The organism is Sphingopyxis sp. DBS4 (genome assembly GCF_024628865.1).
GTDB lineage: Bacteria > Pseudomonadota > Alphaproteobacteria > Sphingomonadales > Sphingomonadaceae > Sphingopyxis.
Window position 1 is genome coordinate 3,268,344 of sequence record NZ_CP102384.1, and the last position, 15,820, is coordinate 3,284,163.

Genomic DNA, 15,820 nt, shown 5'->3' on the forward strand with positions numbered 1-15,820 from the left:
CGACCATGGAGTGCCCGAAGCTGGCACGGCTTTTATCTTGCCCTCCCCCATGTCCCTTCCAGCAAGCGACCACCGGCCCTGAGCAGAGCCTGTCAAAAAACCCAGCGGCCCCGCCGTCCGTCACCGGTCACGGCCATCGGACAAGGGAATGAAAATGGAAGCACCTGCAGCCCGGGCAGGCGCAGCCGTTCCCGACGGGCTTGCAGGTTGTGCGTCGTCAGACGGCAAATTTCGCTCAGCGAAGAGCGCCGCATCGCGCCATCCCGGCGCGGGCGACAGCATCGACGGAGCAGTTGCGGCGCTGCCTGATACATGCAATTCGGGTGCGATCTTGGCGACATAGGCGATCGTCTCAGCGGGCAGACCGCGGCGCCCCGATGCGAAGGCATCGGCGCGGCCCGGCCCCGCGTTGTACGCCGCGAGCATCAACTGAACGTCGCCATAGCGGTCCCACATCGCGCGCAGATAGGCTGCACCGGCGAGGATATTGGCGCGCGGGTCGAACGGATCCGCCCCGAGCCGATGGCGCGCGGTCAGCGACGCCCAGGTTCCGGGCATGATCTGCATCAGCCCCATCGCCCCGGCGTGCGAAACCGCACCAACCTTGCCGCGGCTTTCGGCGTGCATCACGCGCCAGATCCAAAGCTCCGGAATGCCGAAGCGCTGTGCGGCTTCGGCGACCGGTGCGGCATGAGGATGGCGCGCCGGTTGCACCGCCGCGGCAGCGGGCGGGCAAGCCAGAGGCATCGCGAATGACGCAAGAAACGCGCCGCAAGGCACGCTGACGCGAAGCGCGAACCCACCCACGAAGCGCAGCAGCAGCCCCATGGCTCAGTTCCCGGCCTGCGGTTCGGGGCGCGAACAGAGAATAGACAAATCGCCGTCGTCTGGGCCCAGGCGAACCAGATTTGCGCGCAACGGCGCAGCAAGGCTCGGGTCGTCGATCTGCAGCGCAATATATAAACCGCGCGGACCCGTGCGATCCCAACCGGCCCCGATCTCCGCACCGAGTGCGGGATCTCCGATCAGTAAGCGCCAACCTGGCGCATTCTCTTTTTCAGAATAGGCTGCCGGTGCGAGCTCGATTTGCGCGTCGAACGCGAGCGTCTTGATCGAGCCGGAATATCCTCCCGTCGTATTCCGGCGCATTGTCCCGATGATCATGATGACGTCTCCTTGCTGCGTGATGGCGGGTGGTCGGGTTCGGCGGAGCCCCAGCGAAGCGCCGCCGTCGGATGCGAGCGGGTGAGGATCGGGTGCGCGGTGCCGAGCAGACCAGCTGCCGGCATCGCCCCGAAATAGCGGCCGTCGAGGCTGTCGCGCGCCGCATTGACGAGAAAGAGTTCGTCACCGCCGACGATCCGGCAACCCGTCCAGACGGGGAGCGGACGACCGGCCCGATCGCGCGCCAGCGCGCGGGCGGCCGCGACGCCATCGAGCGTGACGAAGACGCCGGAACGACAGACGAGCGCGCCGGGAAGACCGGCGACCCGCTTCAGCATCGGCACGTCGCGCGGCAAATATCCGCGCTGCGCAAGGAATGTCCCGAGTGCGGACGGCGGGGCGATGGCGACAAGGTCGCCGAGCCGCGGCGGCGCGCCCACATCGACCCAATAGAGGCCGGTCGGAGCGCTGGCGCTCACATTCCAGAGGAAGCGCGGCGCGGGCTTGAGCCACGCAACCGCGACGAACGATGTGCTGAAGATCGCCGCGGCCGCCGCCGTGGCGCGAAGTGCCCGGCGGCTCATAACTCGACCGCCCGGCGGCGCAGCCATGCCGTATGGCGGTCACGGGAATATGGCCGGAATGGCAGCCCCGCCGAAATCCGGCTGCCGACATGGCGCCAATGATCGGGCGCCGCATCGCAGGCATCGATGCCGGTCGCTTCGACCGCGTCGATCGCCTCAAGCGCCTGTTGCACTTTCGGCCAGCCGTCGATCCGCGCGAGGATATCCGCGCCGGGATGGACGAACGGCAGCGTTGCATAAGCTTCGCCAGGCACAACCGCCGCGGCAATCGCGATGGTCGAATGGATCGTCCCGAAGTCGTTCGACGTCCAGCGCACGTAAGCAAAGACGGCGCCGGGCCGGAACGCCGCGACGCGCTTGGCGCGGCTCAAGATGCGCTCGGCTGCGATGCGGCCGAAGCGGATCCACTGCTCGTGTCGCCCCTCGATCCAGGTCATTTCGACCTCAGTGAGCGCGGTGTCACGCGGCGACGGGTGTGTGCCAGCGTTGCAATTAGCGGTTAGCCGCGGGCGCAGCGCCCGTTCAAAATCGACGCCGCGCATTAGCGCTGCACCTGCCGCGCCGGGTGCACGGTGCCGGTGCCGGGATCGGACGTCGACGAACGCCGGCCAAGTTCGACCCAGGCATCGAGTTCGTCGATCGCATAGACGACCCGGCCGCCAAGCTTGCGATAGGCGGGACCCGTTCCATAGCAGCGATGCTTCTCCAGCGTCCGGTGCGAGAGGCCGACCCGCTTTGCGGCATCGGGGGTCGTCAGAAAACGCGGTGGGTGACCGGTGGTCATGGGGGGCTCCTTCCAGCGGCCGGACCGGAAAGCGCGGGCCGGCGGGCGATGTCGCGTGGTGGCGCGAAAGCGCGCGCGCGGGGGAGCGGCAGAATTGCGGCGCTATTTTTGTCGCCCCGCCCGGTCTGCCAGCAGCGCGCGGTATCCGCCCGCCGCCAGCGCCTCGGCTTCGCGGATGAGCCGCTGGGTCCGGCGCCGCTCGGGAGAGGATTTCCACGCCGAGCCGCGGCCGACATCCAGGCGTGGATAGATGAGCCGGCGGGCGACCTCATGGCTGGTCACGTCCAGTTCGCCGCGAAGATCGAGAATCGACAGAAGCAAATCGAGGCGCTGTGCCTGGTAGGATGTCGGCCGAGACACGGCCGACGCCGACGATATGCCGCGGAGCCATCGTTCCAGATCCGCTACCGCCTGTAGGCGCGTCTCGGCCATGCCATCGCACGGAATCAGCGCAGCAAGCGCACCGTGAGCTGGATCGCAGCGCAGCCAGATCCGGTGCATGATGCGGTTTTCGCCCAATATATAATGACCGCCGTCAAGCGCGATCCGAGAGCAAAGGCGATGCGTCCAGCGAGCCGGATCGAGGCGCAGGTCAGCGGCAAAAGTCGGCGGTGCAGCGTCGAGGATCACGATATAGGGGCAGACCGCCGCGTCCCAGAAGGCTGGCGCGTCGAGCGCGGAAACACGCGGATCGACCGGGAAAGCAGAGGCCCCATCGCCGGGCCATGCCCTCCTGCGACGCCGGATCGGCCTTGCGATCCGACATCACGCTTCGATAGTCACGGCGATAGTCCGGACTGCGGCGCAGAAACTCCTGGGCGTAGCCGGGAAAGTCGAGGCGCAGCGGCCCTTCGCTTTTTGCCGTCGTCTCGATCGCCATAACAGCCTCCGGGGAGACCGAAGAGTTGGCGATATGCGGGCATGCGCCAATTCCAAGACGCGGGGATATCCATCCCCAGTAATGGGTATCCCGCCCGGCGCTGCCGGGCGGGTCCCTGCGGCTCAGTCGCCGCGGCGGGTCTGGCGGCTCCAGACCAGGTCGTGCTCTTCGCCTTCGCCCGCGAACAGTTGCGCGAAGATCGGGGCGGTGAAGCTCGGATCGTCGAGCTTGACCGAAAGATAGGGGCGCTTGTCCTGCGTCTGCTTTTCCCAGGCTGCGCCGACTTCGACGTCTCCAACGAAAACACGGTGGCTGGGAGCATTGCCGCTGGGGTCTTTTTCGGGTGCGATGCGAACCGATTTCGCCTGCACCGAGAGAGTGGTGATTTGACCCCGATATTCTCCGGAGACTTTCTTGAACGTGCCGATCTTGGCCATGTCGCATTCCTTCCTTGGCTCGGGCCGCACCATCGCGGCCTCGATGCGCATCGGTCGTCAGCGGGGGACCGGCGGTGCAGCCGCAGGCCCGCAGCGCAGCGGAGGATCGCGCCGTTCGTCTTTCTTGTTTCGCGAGGAATGGCGGCACGCCAGGGGAAGAAAGTCGAACGGCGCGGTTGCACCAAGCCGGGCCAGCGAAGCGGCGCGCTGACAGATGGCGCATGTCGAGAGGCCGCGATGGGACGGCTCTGCGGACGGTTGCGTTGCCGGTCGGCCGGGAAGCGAAGACGATGAGAGGCGGGCGAACGCCTAGCTGTGCAGCGCTGGTCGCTCGATCCCACCCCCCGGCGACAGGAGATCACGCCAACCGGCATAGCCGGTGACGACGGCGGTCAGGATGGACATGCCGCGCTGCGTCCAGGGATTGAGGTCGGCCAGCATCGCGAGCGCGACCCCAACCTGAAAGCCAGCAGCCGCGGCGGCGCCAACGAAAATCAGGATGACGCCAAGCCTGACGGCGAGCGGAGCCGAGCCGCGCGCCAGGTGCCGGCCGAGGGTATGGACGGAGACACCCGCGAGCAATCCCACCGCTAAAATGACCATCCAGCCGAAACCTTGGTCCCGAAGCGTGAAGGCCAGACCAAGCCCGGCGAAGAGTGGCAGCGCGTAAGTCGCGCAGCGAAAGAGCAGGAGAAGGCCATAAAATGCCGCAACCGCGCCAAGGATCAGCATCAGGGTCATGAACGTCCTCCCATCGGACGCGCCCGCCACCACCTCCGCAGCGCAACCTGCAGGCACAGCATAGCCAAAGCCAGCTCGGGGGAGACCCCGAACCGGCTCCAATCTGGAACCAATTCCAGACGCTTAGCGATTGAACGGGTCATATTCGCTGACGATCGTTTCGGGGTCGCCGTCGAACTCATCGAGCGGCATGACCGAATATCCGGCGCTGGTCTCGATGAGGATGATCACGGTCATCATGGTCCGGGCGAGGCTCCATCCGAGCGACTGGGCGGTGGAAAGCGGCATGGGATCAACTCCTGTCCTTGGGAGCGGGCCATTCCCGCTCGACAGGCGCCCCGCCGGACGGGGACAGGCCGCAATCACCGCGCGCGAAGCCGCGGCCCGAGCGAAGCGTGGGGACCCTTCACGGGTTGATTGAAGGAGGCCTGGCCTCGGCCAAGGGATCAGCGGCAATCGAGAGCGGGTATGGCCCGATCCCATGCGGCAGAGCCCCCACGCCCCACCCGCCCCCGGTTCGCCGCCGCGTCCCGGCCCCCTCGCTGACCTTTCATTTCGAAGACCTGTCGACATTCTGCCGTTCGCAACATGCGCGGCACTCGTCGTCTGCGACAGCCCAGTCGCCGAAAAGGAGGATAACCGAGTGCCGGGCCCCGGAAACCCACACTCGTCAGCACAAGACACGAAAAGGCGGCCCAGAGGACCGCCTTCACGTGATGAAATCAATCGGCTCCGCCCGAAGGCGGAGCCGGGGTGCCCGTCAGGCAGGCGGGTTCCAGATGATGACCTTTTTCATCGGGTCGTCGCCGGGGGCGTTTGCGACATTGCCGTAGATGGTCCCGAACTCGGGGGCCGACATCGTCACTGCGATATATTCGGCGCCGGTCGATTTGGCGGTCTTGACCCAGGCTGCGCCAAGTTCGAAGCCGTTCTTGCGGCTGAGGATGCGATAATCGGGTTCGTTGTCCTTGGCCTTGCGGCCGTTCGGGACAATCGCGATCTGCGCGGTGACGTTGAGGGTGGCGAGCGTGCCTTCGAAGCTGCCGTCGGCCTTGACGTTGAGGTTGGCGATGGTGGGCATGGACTTTCTCCTTCGGTTGCTCGGGGGACATCCCCGATGGCGCCAGAAGAAGGGACCGCGAGCTGCCGTCACCGAGCGGAACGCGAGGGCGAACCCCGCATGGGGTTGACGGCCAGAGGCGAGCCGGGCCCGCAGAAAGGCGACAGAAAAGGGGTGGCCTTGAGCAACTGAGAGAGAGCTGCCGCCGCGTCCATTCAACGATCCGCGCCGGACTCAAAGGCCGGTCCACCTGACCCACCCGCCCGATCCGGTCCGATCAATCGCAGCGATGCGCACCCCAATATTTGTCCCAGCGCGCGGTGAGGCCGCTGCGGGTCATCGCACAGGAGATATCGCCCGACCGGGGCGATGTGCAGAAGGCGGCGGTGCGGGTGCCGCCGGCCCCGCCGCGCGATAGGCAGCGCATGGCCGGTCCGCGCACGAGAATATGGCCAGTCCGGTTCCGCCCTTGCGGCGTCCCGAGCAGGCCGACGAGATGATCGCGCGCCGCGACCGGATCGGCGTCCGGACAGGGATGCGCTGAACTGCAGCTGCCATTCATTTCGCGTGCGGCGACCCCGGAAAGGCGAACATGCGGACCTTCCGCGCACCAGATCGGCCCATCGCCATCCCAGACTGCGACGGGGGTGCAGGTGAAGGATTGGCCGGCCGGAACGACCGAGGCGAGCAGGAACAGACTGAATATCATTGCGGGATCCGTAGTGCCGACCGCCGATCGATTCAAACCCCGTAACTATCGCAAGGCGTCAAAGAACCGCGCGAAGCGCGCAAAGGCAAACGCGCTCTTGGCGAGGCCGCAGCCGGGCGGCGTGCGCGCGGGCCTGTGGGCCAGCCGCCGTCCGGCAAGGATAGCGAGCCAAGTGCGCTGCGCGGCCCAAGATAACGCGCGGCCCCTGGCGCCGCCTGCCGGCGCCAGAGCACGCCCATTCAGCCGCGCTCGATCTTTCCGCGGCGAATTGCGAAGTTCAGCCTTTGTAACGAATGACGTGCCGCGGCTCGCCGCAAAGGCCGCATGGCTCTTTGAGCCGCTCAAATCCTCCGACGCCGGCAGCTGCTCCGGTGGCGACGCTTGCCTGTGACACCGAAGAAAGGTCGAGCCGGTCTGTAATGCATTCGTCGCAAAGGGGCGCCCCATCCATTCGCCGGACGAGCGCCTCGACACGTTCTGCAATGGTTGAGCGTCTAGCCATTAGGCGGCTGTAGAGAGGGACCGAGTTTTTGGAAAGTCACCGATGTCGGACCACGGGATCGACTCGATTTGATCGTGAGAAACACCGAAATCCCCCCATATCAGGTCGACGTTCTATGTTATTCTCGCGTCATGACCTCCGGCCTAGAACGAGTCGCCCGCGCACTTTGCGAGTTGGATGCAAATCCACCCAATGCGCGGATGGATGGCAAGTCGCTTTGGGAAGACTATTTGCCGGAGGCACAGGCCGCGATCATGGCTCTTCGCGAACCCGACATGACGATGATCAGCGCCGCAGCGCTCGAGGCTGGCCACGTTAGCAAAGATGAAGTCGGAAGAATCTATCGAGCCATGATCGACGCCGCGATGATCCACCAAGTGCCGACCGCAGGCAAAGCCGAGCGGTAGGAAAAGCAGAACTGGCCGCAAGCAGACCGACAGGTTTTAGTTTCCTGGGATGAAAAGGGGACGCCGCTCCTTAAGGCGCGAGGTGTGGAGCAATTTTGATAGAGAAATCATCCTTCGGGCGCCTCAACACGTCGCCGCTCCACGCAGGGACAATTATGAGCCCGCGCTTCCTTAAGTCGTTAGCTATGTCACCGAGGGCGCCGTAAGTAACCGCGCAAAGATCCAACACACGCGGCCAGACATCTTTCCATTTCAAATCGGCCGAGCTCTCCGACAGGATTTGAAGCATCGTTGACCGCGCGGCCGCCTCGCCTTGGGATATTTCGCGAGCGCTTCGCTCGCCCGGTTCCATGGCAGATTGGCCAGCAAACATGTCGTTCATTCCGCTTGCAACCCTCCGCGTCTCCGCCTTTTTCGCCGATTTGTAGGTCGCTTGGGTCTCGAGAGACTTTCTGTGTGCGTCACGGAACACCTTGATGCCGGCTGGGTGCCGAGTCAGGTAAATGAGCTTGTACAAGGGCCGATCGACCGCCGTCTCGTCGACGGTTAACGCCGGCGCGAATTTATAGTCCCCCATGCGCCGCAACGCTTGGCGGGCGCGCTCGGAAATGGCCGCTTCTCTTTCGGATCCGCGCAGTTCAGCGAACTCCGCTCTCCAACCGCCATTTTCTTGCAGATCGCCGAGCCATCCTTCGAGTGTCGGCATCCGATCCTGTGATCCCGCAAAGCGGTTTGCGAATTGGAACATGAAATTCATGAGAACTTCCGTTCGATCCGGCGAGATCAAGCATCGAAACTTCCGAACGTCGGGAACACCTTTGGGGTCTATGACGACGAACCGGAAGGCTCTCGCAGGAATGGCGGTCGCGATTGCGGATGCGTGATCCTCGGCCTGACCCGGGTGACAATGTATTTCAACGTCGGGAAAGCGCTTTACGGCGTCGATTAGCTCTGCAAAATTAGCGGGATCTTTCTCAACGAGGTGAGCCACCATGGTCACTTTACGGCCGAGTTCCGCCTGCTTCGCTTTGGCTTCCGTCATCCTGCGGAGGGCAATTCCAAACGATGTGTCCGAATAATCGCCGCTCTTTGACTGCCACGGTCCGGCAAAGAGATCGACATAGGTGAATTCGTTTGCCCAGCTGACGATCTTGGGAATTTGGGCCGGCATATAGGTATCGAGGAACGTGTGCTTCACCAGCGCCTGTTCCCGACCATCGTACCAGCGCGGATCGAGCATTTAGCCGGCCGCCCGCGTCAGGCGGGGCCACTCACTCCACTCGCGGCCATCAAGCTCCCGTCCGCCAGACTTTGGTCGAAATCCGCCCCATTGTTTGAAGAAGAAAGGCACGCGCTGTTCTCGGCACGCGTCGCGTATCTCCCGTGCCCACTCGATCCGCATCACGCGGGCATTGGGACCGCTTTCTCCGCCCGCTATGACCCAGTGTATGTCCTTCAGGTCAATAGGGCCTACAGAGCCTATGAGAGGTTCCACCGATAGAAAGCGGACTGCGGATTTGGCCGCACGAAGATGGGCAACCCGCGCCGCGCCTTTCTGGTCTTCGACGGATACGCCTACCCATATGTGCGCGGGCGGGCTTCTGTCGGCATAGCGGCCATTCATATAGTCCCGGAGCCTCGGGCTCCGCTTGGTCAGGACCTGGTACGTGTGCCAATTGGCCGCCTCCATCGTGTCGAATATCCGATCGATGAAGGATGTCGGTATGGCCTTATGGAAGAGATCGCTCATCGAGTTTACGAAAATCATCCGTCCACGGCGCCAGCGCAGTGGCTGATCCAAGCGCTCGGGCCGGAGGGTCAGGTCAAACCCGTTTTCGAAGGGATGGCCCGGCACTCCACGGAACCGCTCGGAGAAGCGCGCGGCATAGCAGTTATCGCATCCAGCGGTGATCTTCGTGCAACCTGTGACGGGGTTCCACGTAGCGTCGGTCCACTCTATTGCGCTGTGATCAGCCATTGTCGTTCTGCTTTGCCCCGTCTCGAAATCGATTAGACAACCGAATTTTCGTGAAGCTGAATCTCACATAATCCGTGCGAATGGAATCCGGTTTTTGCAGTAGAGGATTTGAGGCTTCCTGCTGAAGGTCCACAGGCTGGGCGCGGCGCCATTCTGTCTGTCCGAAGAGTGCAACATGCTTCGGACATAGCTGTCTGAAGTTTACATCATGGTTCGGACATTGCCGTCCGAACGAAGTGACATGCTTCGGACAAATTAAAATAGACATTGTCCGAAAAATGTATCATGCTTCGGACATGATGGGGAAATCGTCCGGAGCCGACGATGATGTGGGCAGGAACATCATGCGCCGAGTAAAGCGAAAGCTGGGCCAAGCATGGACCCCGGCAGACTTCAGCGACCTCGGCAACCGGCAGGTCATCGACAAGAATTTACAGCGTCTGACCAAGGCTGGCGAACTCCGCCGCATCGATCGAGGGCTCTACGATCGCCCCGTCCACAACGAACTTACGGGCAAGCCCTCGGTCCCCGATTATCGCGCGGTCATCGAGGCGGTCATTCGCCGGGACCAAGCCCGCATGGTTGTCGACGGCATGACAGCCGCTAACGACCTCGGCCTGACGACGGCTGTGCCGGCGCGGATCGAGGTCTTGGTGGATGCGCGGCTGAAACCGATCACGCTCGGCAACCAAGAAATCACCTTCAAGCACGCCGCTCCGAGCCGCCTCTATTGGGCTGGCCGCCCTGCAATGCGAATCGTGCAAGCACTCTATTGGCTCAAGGATGTGATCGACCGCAGCGAAGAGGAGCGCACTCGCGTCTATGACGCGCTCTCCGCGATATTGTTGGACCCAAGGCACGGCCGGACCCTTCGCAAGGACTTGAAGGACGGCCTCGCCGCACTTCCGATCTGGATGCAGGACTTCCTCCGCGAACTCGTCACGCCGGCCAAGGTGCGGCGCGCGTGACCCGCGCCGGCTACCAGCAGATCATCGGGTCGAGAGAAGCCGATCGCCGGGACCTGTTCCTGTCGGCCGCGAACCGGCTTGGCACGCCGCTCGGCAATGTCGAGAAGGATTTCTGGGTCTGCTGGACGCTGGACCAGCTCTATCATGAGCGCAGCGCCGACCAGCCACGGCTGCTCTTCAAGGGCGGCACCTCGCTTTCGAAGGCGCACGGCCTCATCAAGCGCTTTTCCGAGGATATCGACGTCACCATATACAGGGACGATCTCGGCGAAGCCGCGAGCGTCGACGAGCTCGAAGCGTTGTCGGGCAAAAAGCGTGAAGCGAGACTCGACGCCATCCGGGACGCCTGCAGCACTTATATCACCGGTCCTCTCCAGACCGATATCGCGGCGCGCCTCGCCGAGGCCACGAACGGCGCGGGACGCGTAGAGATCGACAAGGCCGACCGCGACTCCCAGACCCTGCTAGTCTGGTATCCGTCGCTCGAACATGACGAAGCGAGCTATATCAAGCCAGCCGTCCGCATCGAATCTGGTGCCAAATCGGCGCTCGATCCGAACGGCAAAGCCACGGTCACGCCCTATGTCGCCGAAGAGTTGCCGGATCTAGATCTCGCGGTTGCCGAAGTAACGACGATCGACGCCGAGCGGACCTTCTGGGACAAGATCGTCATCGCGCACGGGCTGCGCAGTTGGTTCGATCGCCGAGGCGTCCTCAAGAATGAGGGCCAGCGTATATCGCGCCACTATTATGACCTTCACTGCCTTGCGGATACCACGCTTGGCCGCGAAGCGATGGAGAAGGATGAACTTGGCGCCGACTGCGTGCGTCATGCCCGCATGTTCTTCAATCGACCCGACTTCGACCTCGCCTCAGCGGCGAAAGGAAGTTTCAGCCTCGCGCCGGCCAAGGCGATGCGCGAGGCGCTGCGGCGCGACTATGCCGCAACCGAGGCAATGATCTTCGGCAAGGCTCCAGCCTTCGACGAAATCATCGCAACCACCGAGAAAATCGAAGCCAAGGTGAACGGCCAATGATCGCCGACATCCAACTGGATTCGGAACAGAAATTCCCAACCGGTTCGCAGAAAGTCGTGCGGCCTTTAAGGAATACTGCAGTTTTGGGGCTAAACGGCGGCGATATTCATTGCCGACTCGCCCTGTGTTTCGTAGCGAAAGCGAATCATTGCGCCCTGCCGGCCCGGCAGGGCGCGTTCGATTCGCGAGGAGGACCCATGAAAAATGGTATAAAGTTACTCGCGGACAATACCTACGGACGTGTAGAGATTTCCAATCGCAAGGAATTCAAGCACTTCAATCTTCGACCATCGAAGAAGGCCGTCGAAGAAATCGAACGGCTCGAAGAGCTGACGCTCGCGGCAGAACAGCGACTCGGAAATTTCGTCGTCGGCGCGAACCGCGGCTGATCGGGAGGCAATCGCTGAATGCAGGCTCAAATCCAGGTAGGACCCCTGCTCGGCGAAGACGACTGGACTGAATTGGCCGAATTGGTGGGGGCCGACGAGTCCGCGCTGCTGCAACAATTGCTACGCGATTACAGGGAGGCGGGTGCGAAGGCCTATCTCCTCGAGCGGGCCTATATCGACCGCGACTTCTCCGCCGCCTATTCGGCCTTCTATTCGACCCTATTCCATCCCTATCTCAAATATTGCCAGCGTCTCCACTTCTTCGGGTGTGACCTTTCGTATCTCGGCAAGGTCGATAGCCCCGAAGGCCTGTCGCGCGAGGTCGCTTCACATGACGACGACTATCTTGGCTTTGTGGTGCTGCGCCCCGTTTCCCACGCGCCGGTTGCAGCGGCGGTAATCTCGGCAGCTGCGATTGCTTCCGACCCCTCGACGATCATCGACGTAACGGCGGATTATCCCGTTCACCTCGTGGGGGCTGACCTTACTGTCACGGGATTCCCGCTCACCCAGCAAGACACACGCGTCGGCGCCTGCGCGCAGGCGGCAATCTGGATGGCAGGACGCCATTTCCATCGCGCGCATGGCGGACCCTGGTTCTCGATGCCTGACATCAATGATGCGGCGCTGAAGCCCACAGACAATTTCGTGACCCGCTCACTTCCCGCCGGATCGGAGTTCCTGAGGCCCGACAACATAATCCGGGCGCTACGGGCGATGGACCGTCATCCGGTCTTCGATCTCGGCAAGGCCGCGGTCGAACAAGGGGTCGGCATCAAGCCTCTGCATGAGGTGATTGGTCGTTATCTCGATTCCGGCATCCCAGTGCTGATCGGGCTAAAGGGCCGGGACGGCGCGACGGTCGGCCATGCTGTCGTTGCCATCGGCCGGGTGATGCGCGAACGCGGCGATGACGACCTGCCCGATGACCCGACCTCGGCCGAACTGATTTCGCATCTCATCGTCGCCGACGACCAGAGGGGGCCGGTCTGCCGCCTGCCGGTCTACAAGGACGACGCGCTGGAGGCGGGCGCGCCCGGTGCCTATCCGTGGACGCTCGAAGAGGATGCGGTTTATTCAGTGACGCCGCTGCCCGGGAAGGTGTTCATGACCGGCGAAGTTGCCGAAACACTGAGCCGCGACTTTCTTGCGAGCTGCGTCGAGCGCATCGAAGAGTATCGCGAACTCGCCCGCATGCGCGCCGGCGAAGGCAGTGCTGCACTCGGCAAGGCGATCGCCGTCGATCCCTCCTTTTTTGCGGTTTCGCCTTCAAGACTCGTGGCGCGGACCTATCTTACCTATGGCTGGCGTTATAAGGGCAGGACGCTCCGCAATCGGCTTCCCGATATCTTCAAGTTCGAAATCTTCCGACACCAATATCCACGCTACGTGTGGGTGACCGAATTCTCGCTTCCCGACGATCTTCGCGGTTTCGACCAGTGCCAGCGGAAGGTGCGTGCCCATGTCGTCGTCGACGCGACAGGCAGCAAGTTCGGCGAGAGCATGCTGATCGTCCAGGTGCCCGGGCTTTCGATGTTCTGGACGTTTGACGCCGACAGCCCGACCCAGACTTATAACCTCATTTTCCGGACGACCGACGAAGCCGAACCCTTCCTGCCCAAGGTCCGCAATTGGCCCGACTTCGACCAGTGCGAAGTGCCGGACGCCGGGTCAGATTCGGACGCCAAGCTGGCTTAACAGGCGGCGCCACCACGATCCGCTGGTCGGCGCCACGCGCGTCTCCTCCCGTTCCGTTTCTGACTGCCTTGCCGGCGCCGGACGTCGAACATCGAACAGCGGGTCACCGGTCTCGCATGCGCCATGGTGCCGACATGTTTGCCCGGCGACCGCCTTTAAGCGATTGCTTGTCGCGACCTGATGACGATTGCCATCATATTCGAGGTAGACGCTGGCGACGGGTTCGCGCATCCACGGCAGCAGCAGTTGCATGACGAGGCCCACGGCCAACGACGCCAGCACGCCGTTCGGCCAGACCACCTGCGGTTTGCCGCCGGCGGCGCCATATTTCTGCGCCTCTTGCTCAAGCCGCGCGTCGGTGAGAACGCCAAGGCACCAGAGGCATGGCCCGCCCGGGGAAGACAGGATGACCTGGCCGCCGATCGCGAATTGATCGCCGAGGTCGTGAACGTCCATGCCCATATCGATACAGGGGATCATCATCCGGCGGCAGAAGGCTTCGAGTTCGCTCCGTTCGCGGTAGGAATCGACGCCGCCGACGATGATGTCGCATTCGGCGAGCGCCTCGGTTGCATCCTGCCACCTGCATGCAAGAGCAAGGAAACGCGGCGCCGCGACGAGCCCGCGCACCATTCGTTCGGCGACATCCGCTTTCGGCGTCGCGTTCTCGGCGTCGGCGGCGGTTGCACCGACGAGGCGGTTGAGATTGCTGTCCTCGACGATATCGGGATCGACGCAGACGAAGCCCCCGATTCCCAGATGGGCGAGCTGCTGCACCACATGCGAACCGCCGCCGCCGAGGCCGACGATGCCGATCGTCACGGCGCGGAGCCGGGCGTCGCTGTCCGGCCCCAGAAAATCCTGCCGGTCATAGCGGCTCATGACATCGCTCCTTCCATCCAGAGGGTGGCGCCGACCGCGGTGAACCGGGCAATGGGGAGCGGTCCCTGACCACGCGCAAGCCAGAGGTCTCCCGCTATATTGTCGGCGCTCAGCACGATCGCGCCATGCGGTACATGTGCGGCGACGTTGAAGAAGTCGGGCACGAACTTCGCATTCTCGCGAATGTCAGTGCCGCTGAACCCGGGACGGCCGCGATGTTCGTGCATATGGACGTGCAGCGCCGCAGTCCGCGACTGGTAGCTGCGCTGCAGCGCCTTGCGGATTGCCTTTGACCCCATCATCGCGCCGACGCTCGGGTCGTCGATATAGTCGGCGTCCTCGACCGGGTGATAATCCTGCGCGAGGAGAAATAGGCTGCCATCGCCGATGCGCGACACGCCCGCCGAAATCCAGCCAACGCGCTCATATGCGAAGGCGTGACGCCGCCTCAAGTCGCCTCGAATGGCGTCGAGAAGCGGGGCGCGGATCTTGAAATGGACGTTCACCGGAAGGCCGCCAGATGATTTGCAAGGATGGAAGTCCATGGCTGTTCTGCCTCGATGTAGTTCCAGGACCAGCAAAACCAGTTCCGGGTGAAGAGATTGTGCTGGGTCCAGTTTGCGAGATGACCGGGAACGGCGGCGTTAAGGAAGAGCCGCGTCTTATAGCCGCTATGCTCGTGAGGGCAGAGCAGCGCATCGCGCGTCACCGGTCCCGCCCGCGTCGCGATCACCAGCCCGGGCAGATGGACGAAGGTACGGCCACCTTCGACCAGCGCGACCGCATCCGGGTAGATGGCCTTGATGCGGTCGAACTGATCTTCGGCATTCACGAGGAGCCGCCCTGGCGAACGTGGCTGACGAACTTCATGCGGGCGATCACGCGGATCGCCTCGCCGGGCTGCAGGGTGCGGAAGCTGCCCTGCTTGTCGACGACGTCGAGGTCGAGATCAGCCGATACGCCGAGCGCGTCCTTCAACGTTTCGGTCGTATAGTCGCCGGCGAGGATCCGGACCTTGTCCCCGTTGAGGTCAACATTGACGTAACGCGGTTCGTCCGAGCGGTCGGCAGTGTAGAAGTGCTCGACCTCCTTGCCCTTGAGGGTGACGCTCTCGGTATCCTCGACGAGGTCGTCCCTGCCGCCCTTCGGGTCGAAAAAGATATCCTTAGCCGCCGGCACTAGCGCGAGAACGCGGAGTTCCGCGCCGCTGATCTCATCCTTACCCCAAGGGAAACGGCGCCCGTCGACGACAAGGAAGAAGAGGCGGTCGGCCTTCACCGAGCTGAACTCTTCCTTGCCGCTCGCGCGAAGGTCGATTTCTTCAGCGAGGTTGATGTCTTCGAGCAACCCGTCGCCCTGGCGATAGAAGAGCAGATGCTCGTCGACCGGGATACGGCCCGCGATTTCGAGCAGGTCGCGGCCCTTGACCAGTGGGTCGCTCAGCAGATGTTCGACGCCGTCGATCGTGATCGCAAAGCGCCCAGACATGGAATTCTCGTTCGTCACAACATTTCTCCATACGAAGGCACTTGCGCCTTGTTGACGTTTTCGACATGATGATCGTGTCGATAACGCTAAAATAGGAAACATGTCGTTTATG

23 protein-coding genes are annotated in these 15,820 nt (G+C 63.1%); 5 read left to right on the forward strand and 18 right to left on the reverse strand.

Features of this window, described 5'->3' with window-relative positions; translation table 11 throughout:
- Positions 1-120: 120 nt before the first annotated feature.
- The 12 genes from NP825_RS15655 to NP825_RS15710 form a co-directional block, all read right to left on the reverse strand.
- Positions 121-747: a lytic transglycosylase domain-containing protein gene (locus NP825_RS15655; RefSeq protein ID WP_081933254.1), complete on the reverse strand. Its 627-nt coding sequence runs from the start codon at positions 745-747 to the stop codon at positions 121-123.
- Between the two features lie 84 nt (positions 748-831).
- Positions 832-1,164: a DUF736 domain-containing protein gene (locus NP825_RS15660; protein WP_037557576.1), complete on the reverse strand. Its 333-nt coding sequence runs from the start codon at positions 1,162-1,164 to the stop codon at positions 832-834.
- Entirely contained in the window at positions 1,161-1,748 is a 588-nt protein-coding gene (locus tag NP825_RS15665) for a S26 family signal peptidase (RefSeq protein ID WP_037557575.1), read from the reverse strand. Before NP825_RS15665 ends, NP825_RS15660 begins: the two co-directional genes overlap by 4 nt.
- The gene (locus NP825_RS15670; RefSeq protein ID WP_037557683.1) at positions 1,745-2,263 is read right to left on the reverse strand and encodes a DUF2840 domain-containing protein; all 519 of its coding nucleotides are present in this window, start codon (positions 2,261-2,263) and stop codon (positions 1,745-1,747) included. The genes NP825_RS15665 and NP825_RS15670 overlap by 4 nt, the downstream gene beginning before the upstream one ends.
- 26 nt (positions 2,264-2,289) lie before the next feature.
- The gene (locus NP825_RS15675; protein WP_037557574.1) at positions 2,290-2,532 is read right to left on the reverse strand and encodes an AlpA family transcriptional regulator; all 243 of its coding nucleotides are present in this window, start codon (positions 2,530-2,532) and stop codon (positions 2,290-2,292) included.
- A 102-nt stretch (positions 2,533-2,634) separates the two neighbouring features.
- Entirely contained in the window at positions 2,635-3,162 is a 528-nt protein-coding gene (locus NP825_RS15680) for a DNA -binding domain-containing protein (protein WP_052182480.1), read from the reverse strand.
- On the reverse strand, positions 3,125-3,412 hold the full coding sequence (locus NP825_RS15685) for a transcriptional regulator domain-containing protein (protein WP_197411505.1): 288 nt from the start codon (positions 3,410-3,412) through the stop codon (positions 3,125-3,127). The genes NP825_RS15680 and NP825_RS15685 overlap by 38 nt, the downstream gene beginning before the upstream one ends.
- A 122-nt stretch (positions 3,413-3,534) precedes the next feature.
- Positions 3,535-3,849 (reverse strand): DUF736 domain-containing protein, encoded by a 315-nt coding sequence (locus NP825_RS15690; RefSeq protein ID WP_037557681.1) that lies wholly within the window; start codon positions 3,847-3,849, stop codon positions 3,535-3,537.
- Positions 3,850-4,158: 309 nt separating this feature from the next.
- Complete coding sequence (locus NP825_RS15695) at positions 4,159-4,590, reverse strand: hypothetical protein (RefSeq protein ID WP_058539111.1); 432 nt, start codon at positions 4,588-4,590, stop codon at positions 4,159-4,161.
- 123 nt (positions 4,591-4,713) lie between these two features.
- On the reverse strand, positions 4,714-4,878 hold the full coding sequence (locus NP825_RS15700; RefSeq protein WP_167919412.1) for a hypothetical protein: 165 nt from the start codon (positions 4,876-4,878) through the stop codon (positions 4,714-4,716).
- Positions 4,879-5,350: 472 nt separating this feature from the next.
- Positions 5,351-5,671: a DUF736 family protein gene (locus tag NP825_RS15705; RefSeq protein WP_037557208.1), complete on the reverse strand. Its 321-nt coding sequence runs from the start codon at positions 5,669-5,671 to the stop codon at positions 5,351-5,353.
- Positions 5,672-5,927: 256 nt separating this feature from the next.
- Positions 5,928-6,359 (reverse strand): hypothetical protein, encoded by a 432-nt coding sequence (locus NP825_RS15710; protein ID WP_037557225.1) that lies wholly within the window; start codon positions 6,357-6,359, stop codon positions 5,928-5,930.
- A 702-nt stretch (positions 6,360-7,061) separates the two neighbouring features.
- Between NP825_RS15710 and NP825_RS15715 the strand changes: the two genes are divergently transcribed.
- Positions 7,062-7,268, forward strand: a complete 207-nt coding sequence (locus NP825_RS15715; RefSeq protein WP_037557209.1) for a hypothetical protein — start codon at positions 7,062-7,064, stop codon at positions 7,266-7,268.
- A 70-nt stretch (positions 7,269-7,338) separates the two neighbouring features.
- Here NP825_RS15715 and tcmP read toward each other — a convergent pair whose 3' ends face one another.
- The gene (tcmP, locus tag NP825_RS15720) at positions 7,339-8,508 is read right to left on the reverse strand and encodes a three-Cys-motif partner protein TcmP (RefSeq protein WP_037557210.1); all 1,170 of its coding nucleotides are present in this window, start codon (positions 8,506-8,508) and stop codon (positions 7,339-7,341) included.
- Entirely contained in the window at positions 8,509-9,246 is a 738-nt protein-coding gene (locus NP825_RS15725) for a DUF5131 family protein (RefSeq protein ID WP_037557212.1), read from the reverse strand.
- Between the two features lie 296 nt (positions 9,247-9,542).
- On the opposite strand from NP825_RS15725, the gene NP825_RS15730 reads away from it, so the two are divergent.
- Genes NP825_RS15730 through NP825_RS15745 form a run of 4 tightly spaced genes read left to right on the forward strand, consistent with a single transcriptional unit; the run spans position 9,543 to position 13,338 of the window.
- Entirely contained in the window at positions 9,543-10,214 is a 672-nt protein-coding gene (locus NP825_RS15730) for a DUF6088 family protein (RefSeq protein WP_037557226.1), read from the forward strand.
- On the forward strand, positions 10,211-11,251 hold the full coding sequence (locus NP825_RS15735) for a nucleotidyl transferase AbiEii/AbiGii toxin family protein (protein ID WP_052182450.1): 1,041 nt from the start codon (positions 10,211-10,213) through the stop codon (positions 11,249-11,251). Before NP825_RS15730 ends, NP825_RS15735 begins: the two co-directional genes overlap by 4 nt.
- Positions 11,248-11,640, forward strand: a complete 393-nt coding sequence (locus tag NP825_RS15740) for a hypothetical protein (RefSeq protein WP_137752010.1) — start codon at positions 11,248-11,250, stop codon at positions 11,638-11,640. The genes NP825_RS15735 and NP825_RS15740 overlap by 4 nt, the downstream gene beginning before the upstream one ends.
- An 18-nt stretch (positions 11,641-11,658) precedes the next feature.
- Complete coding sequence (locus NP825_RS15745; RefSeq protein WP_052182451.1) at positions 11,659-13,338, forward strand: hypothetical protein; 1,680 nt, start codon at positions 11,659-11,661, stop codon at positions 13,336-13,338.
- Here the strand turns inward: NP825_RS15745 and NP825_RS15750 are convergent.
- The 4 genes from NP825_RS15750 to NP825_RS15765 are packed head-to-tail and all read right to left on the reverse strand — an operon-like array spanning position 13,312 to position 15,708.
- Positions 13,312-14,220 carry a ThiF family adenylyltransferase gene (locus tag NP825_RS15750; protein ID WP_081933209.1) on the reverse strand — a complete coding sequence of 303 codons (909 nt, stop codon included), beginning with the start codon at positions 14,218-14,220 and terminating at the stop codon, positions 13,312-13,314. The genes NP825_RS15745 and NP825_RS15750 overlap by 27 nt on opposite strands.
- A complete protein-coding gene (locus NP825_RS15755) occupies positions 14,217-14,726 on the reverse strand; it encodes a hypothetical protein (RefSeq protein ID WP_037557217.1) in 510 nt (169 codons plus the stop codon). Before NP825_RS15755 ends, NP825_RS15750 begins: the two co-directional genes overlap by 4 nt.
- On the reverse strand, positions 14,723-15,052 hold the full coding sequence (locus NP825_RS15760) for a hypothetical protein (protein WP_037557218.1): 330 nt from the start codon (positions 15,050-15,052) through the stop codon (positions 14,723-14,725). Before NP825_RS15760 ends, NP825_RS15755 begins: the two co-directional genes overlap by 4 nt.
- Entirely contained in the window at positions 15,049-15,708 is a 660-nt protein-coding gene (locus NP825_RS15765) for a multiubiquitin domain-containing protein (RefSeq protein ID WP_052182452.1), read from the reverse strand. Before NP825_RS15765 ends, NP825_RS15760 begins: the two co-directional genes overlap by 4 nt.
- Positions 15,709-15,820 lie beyond the last annotated feature (112 nt).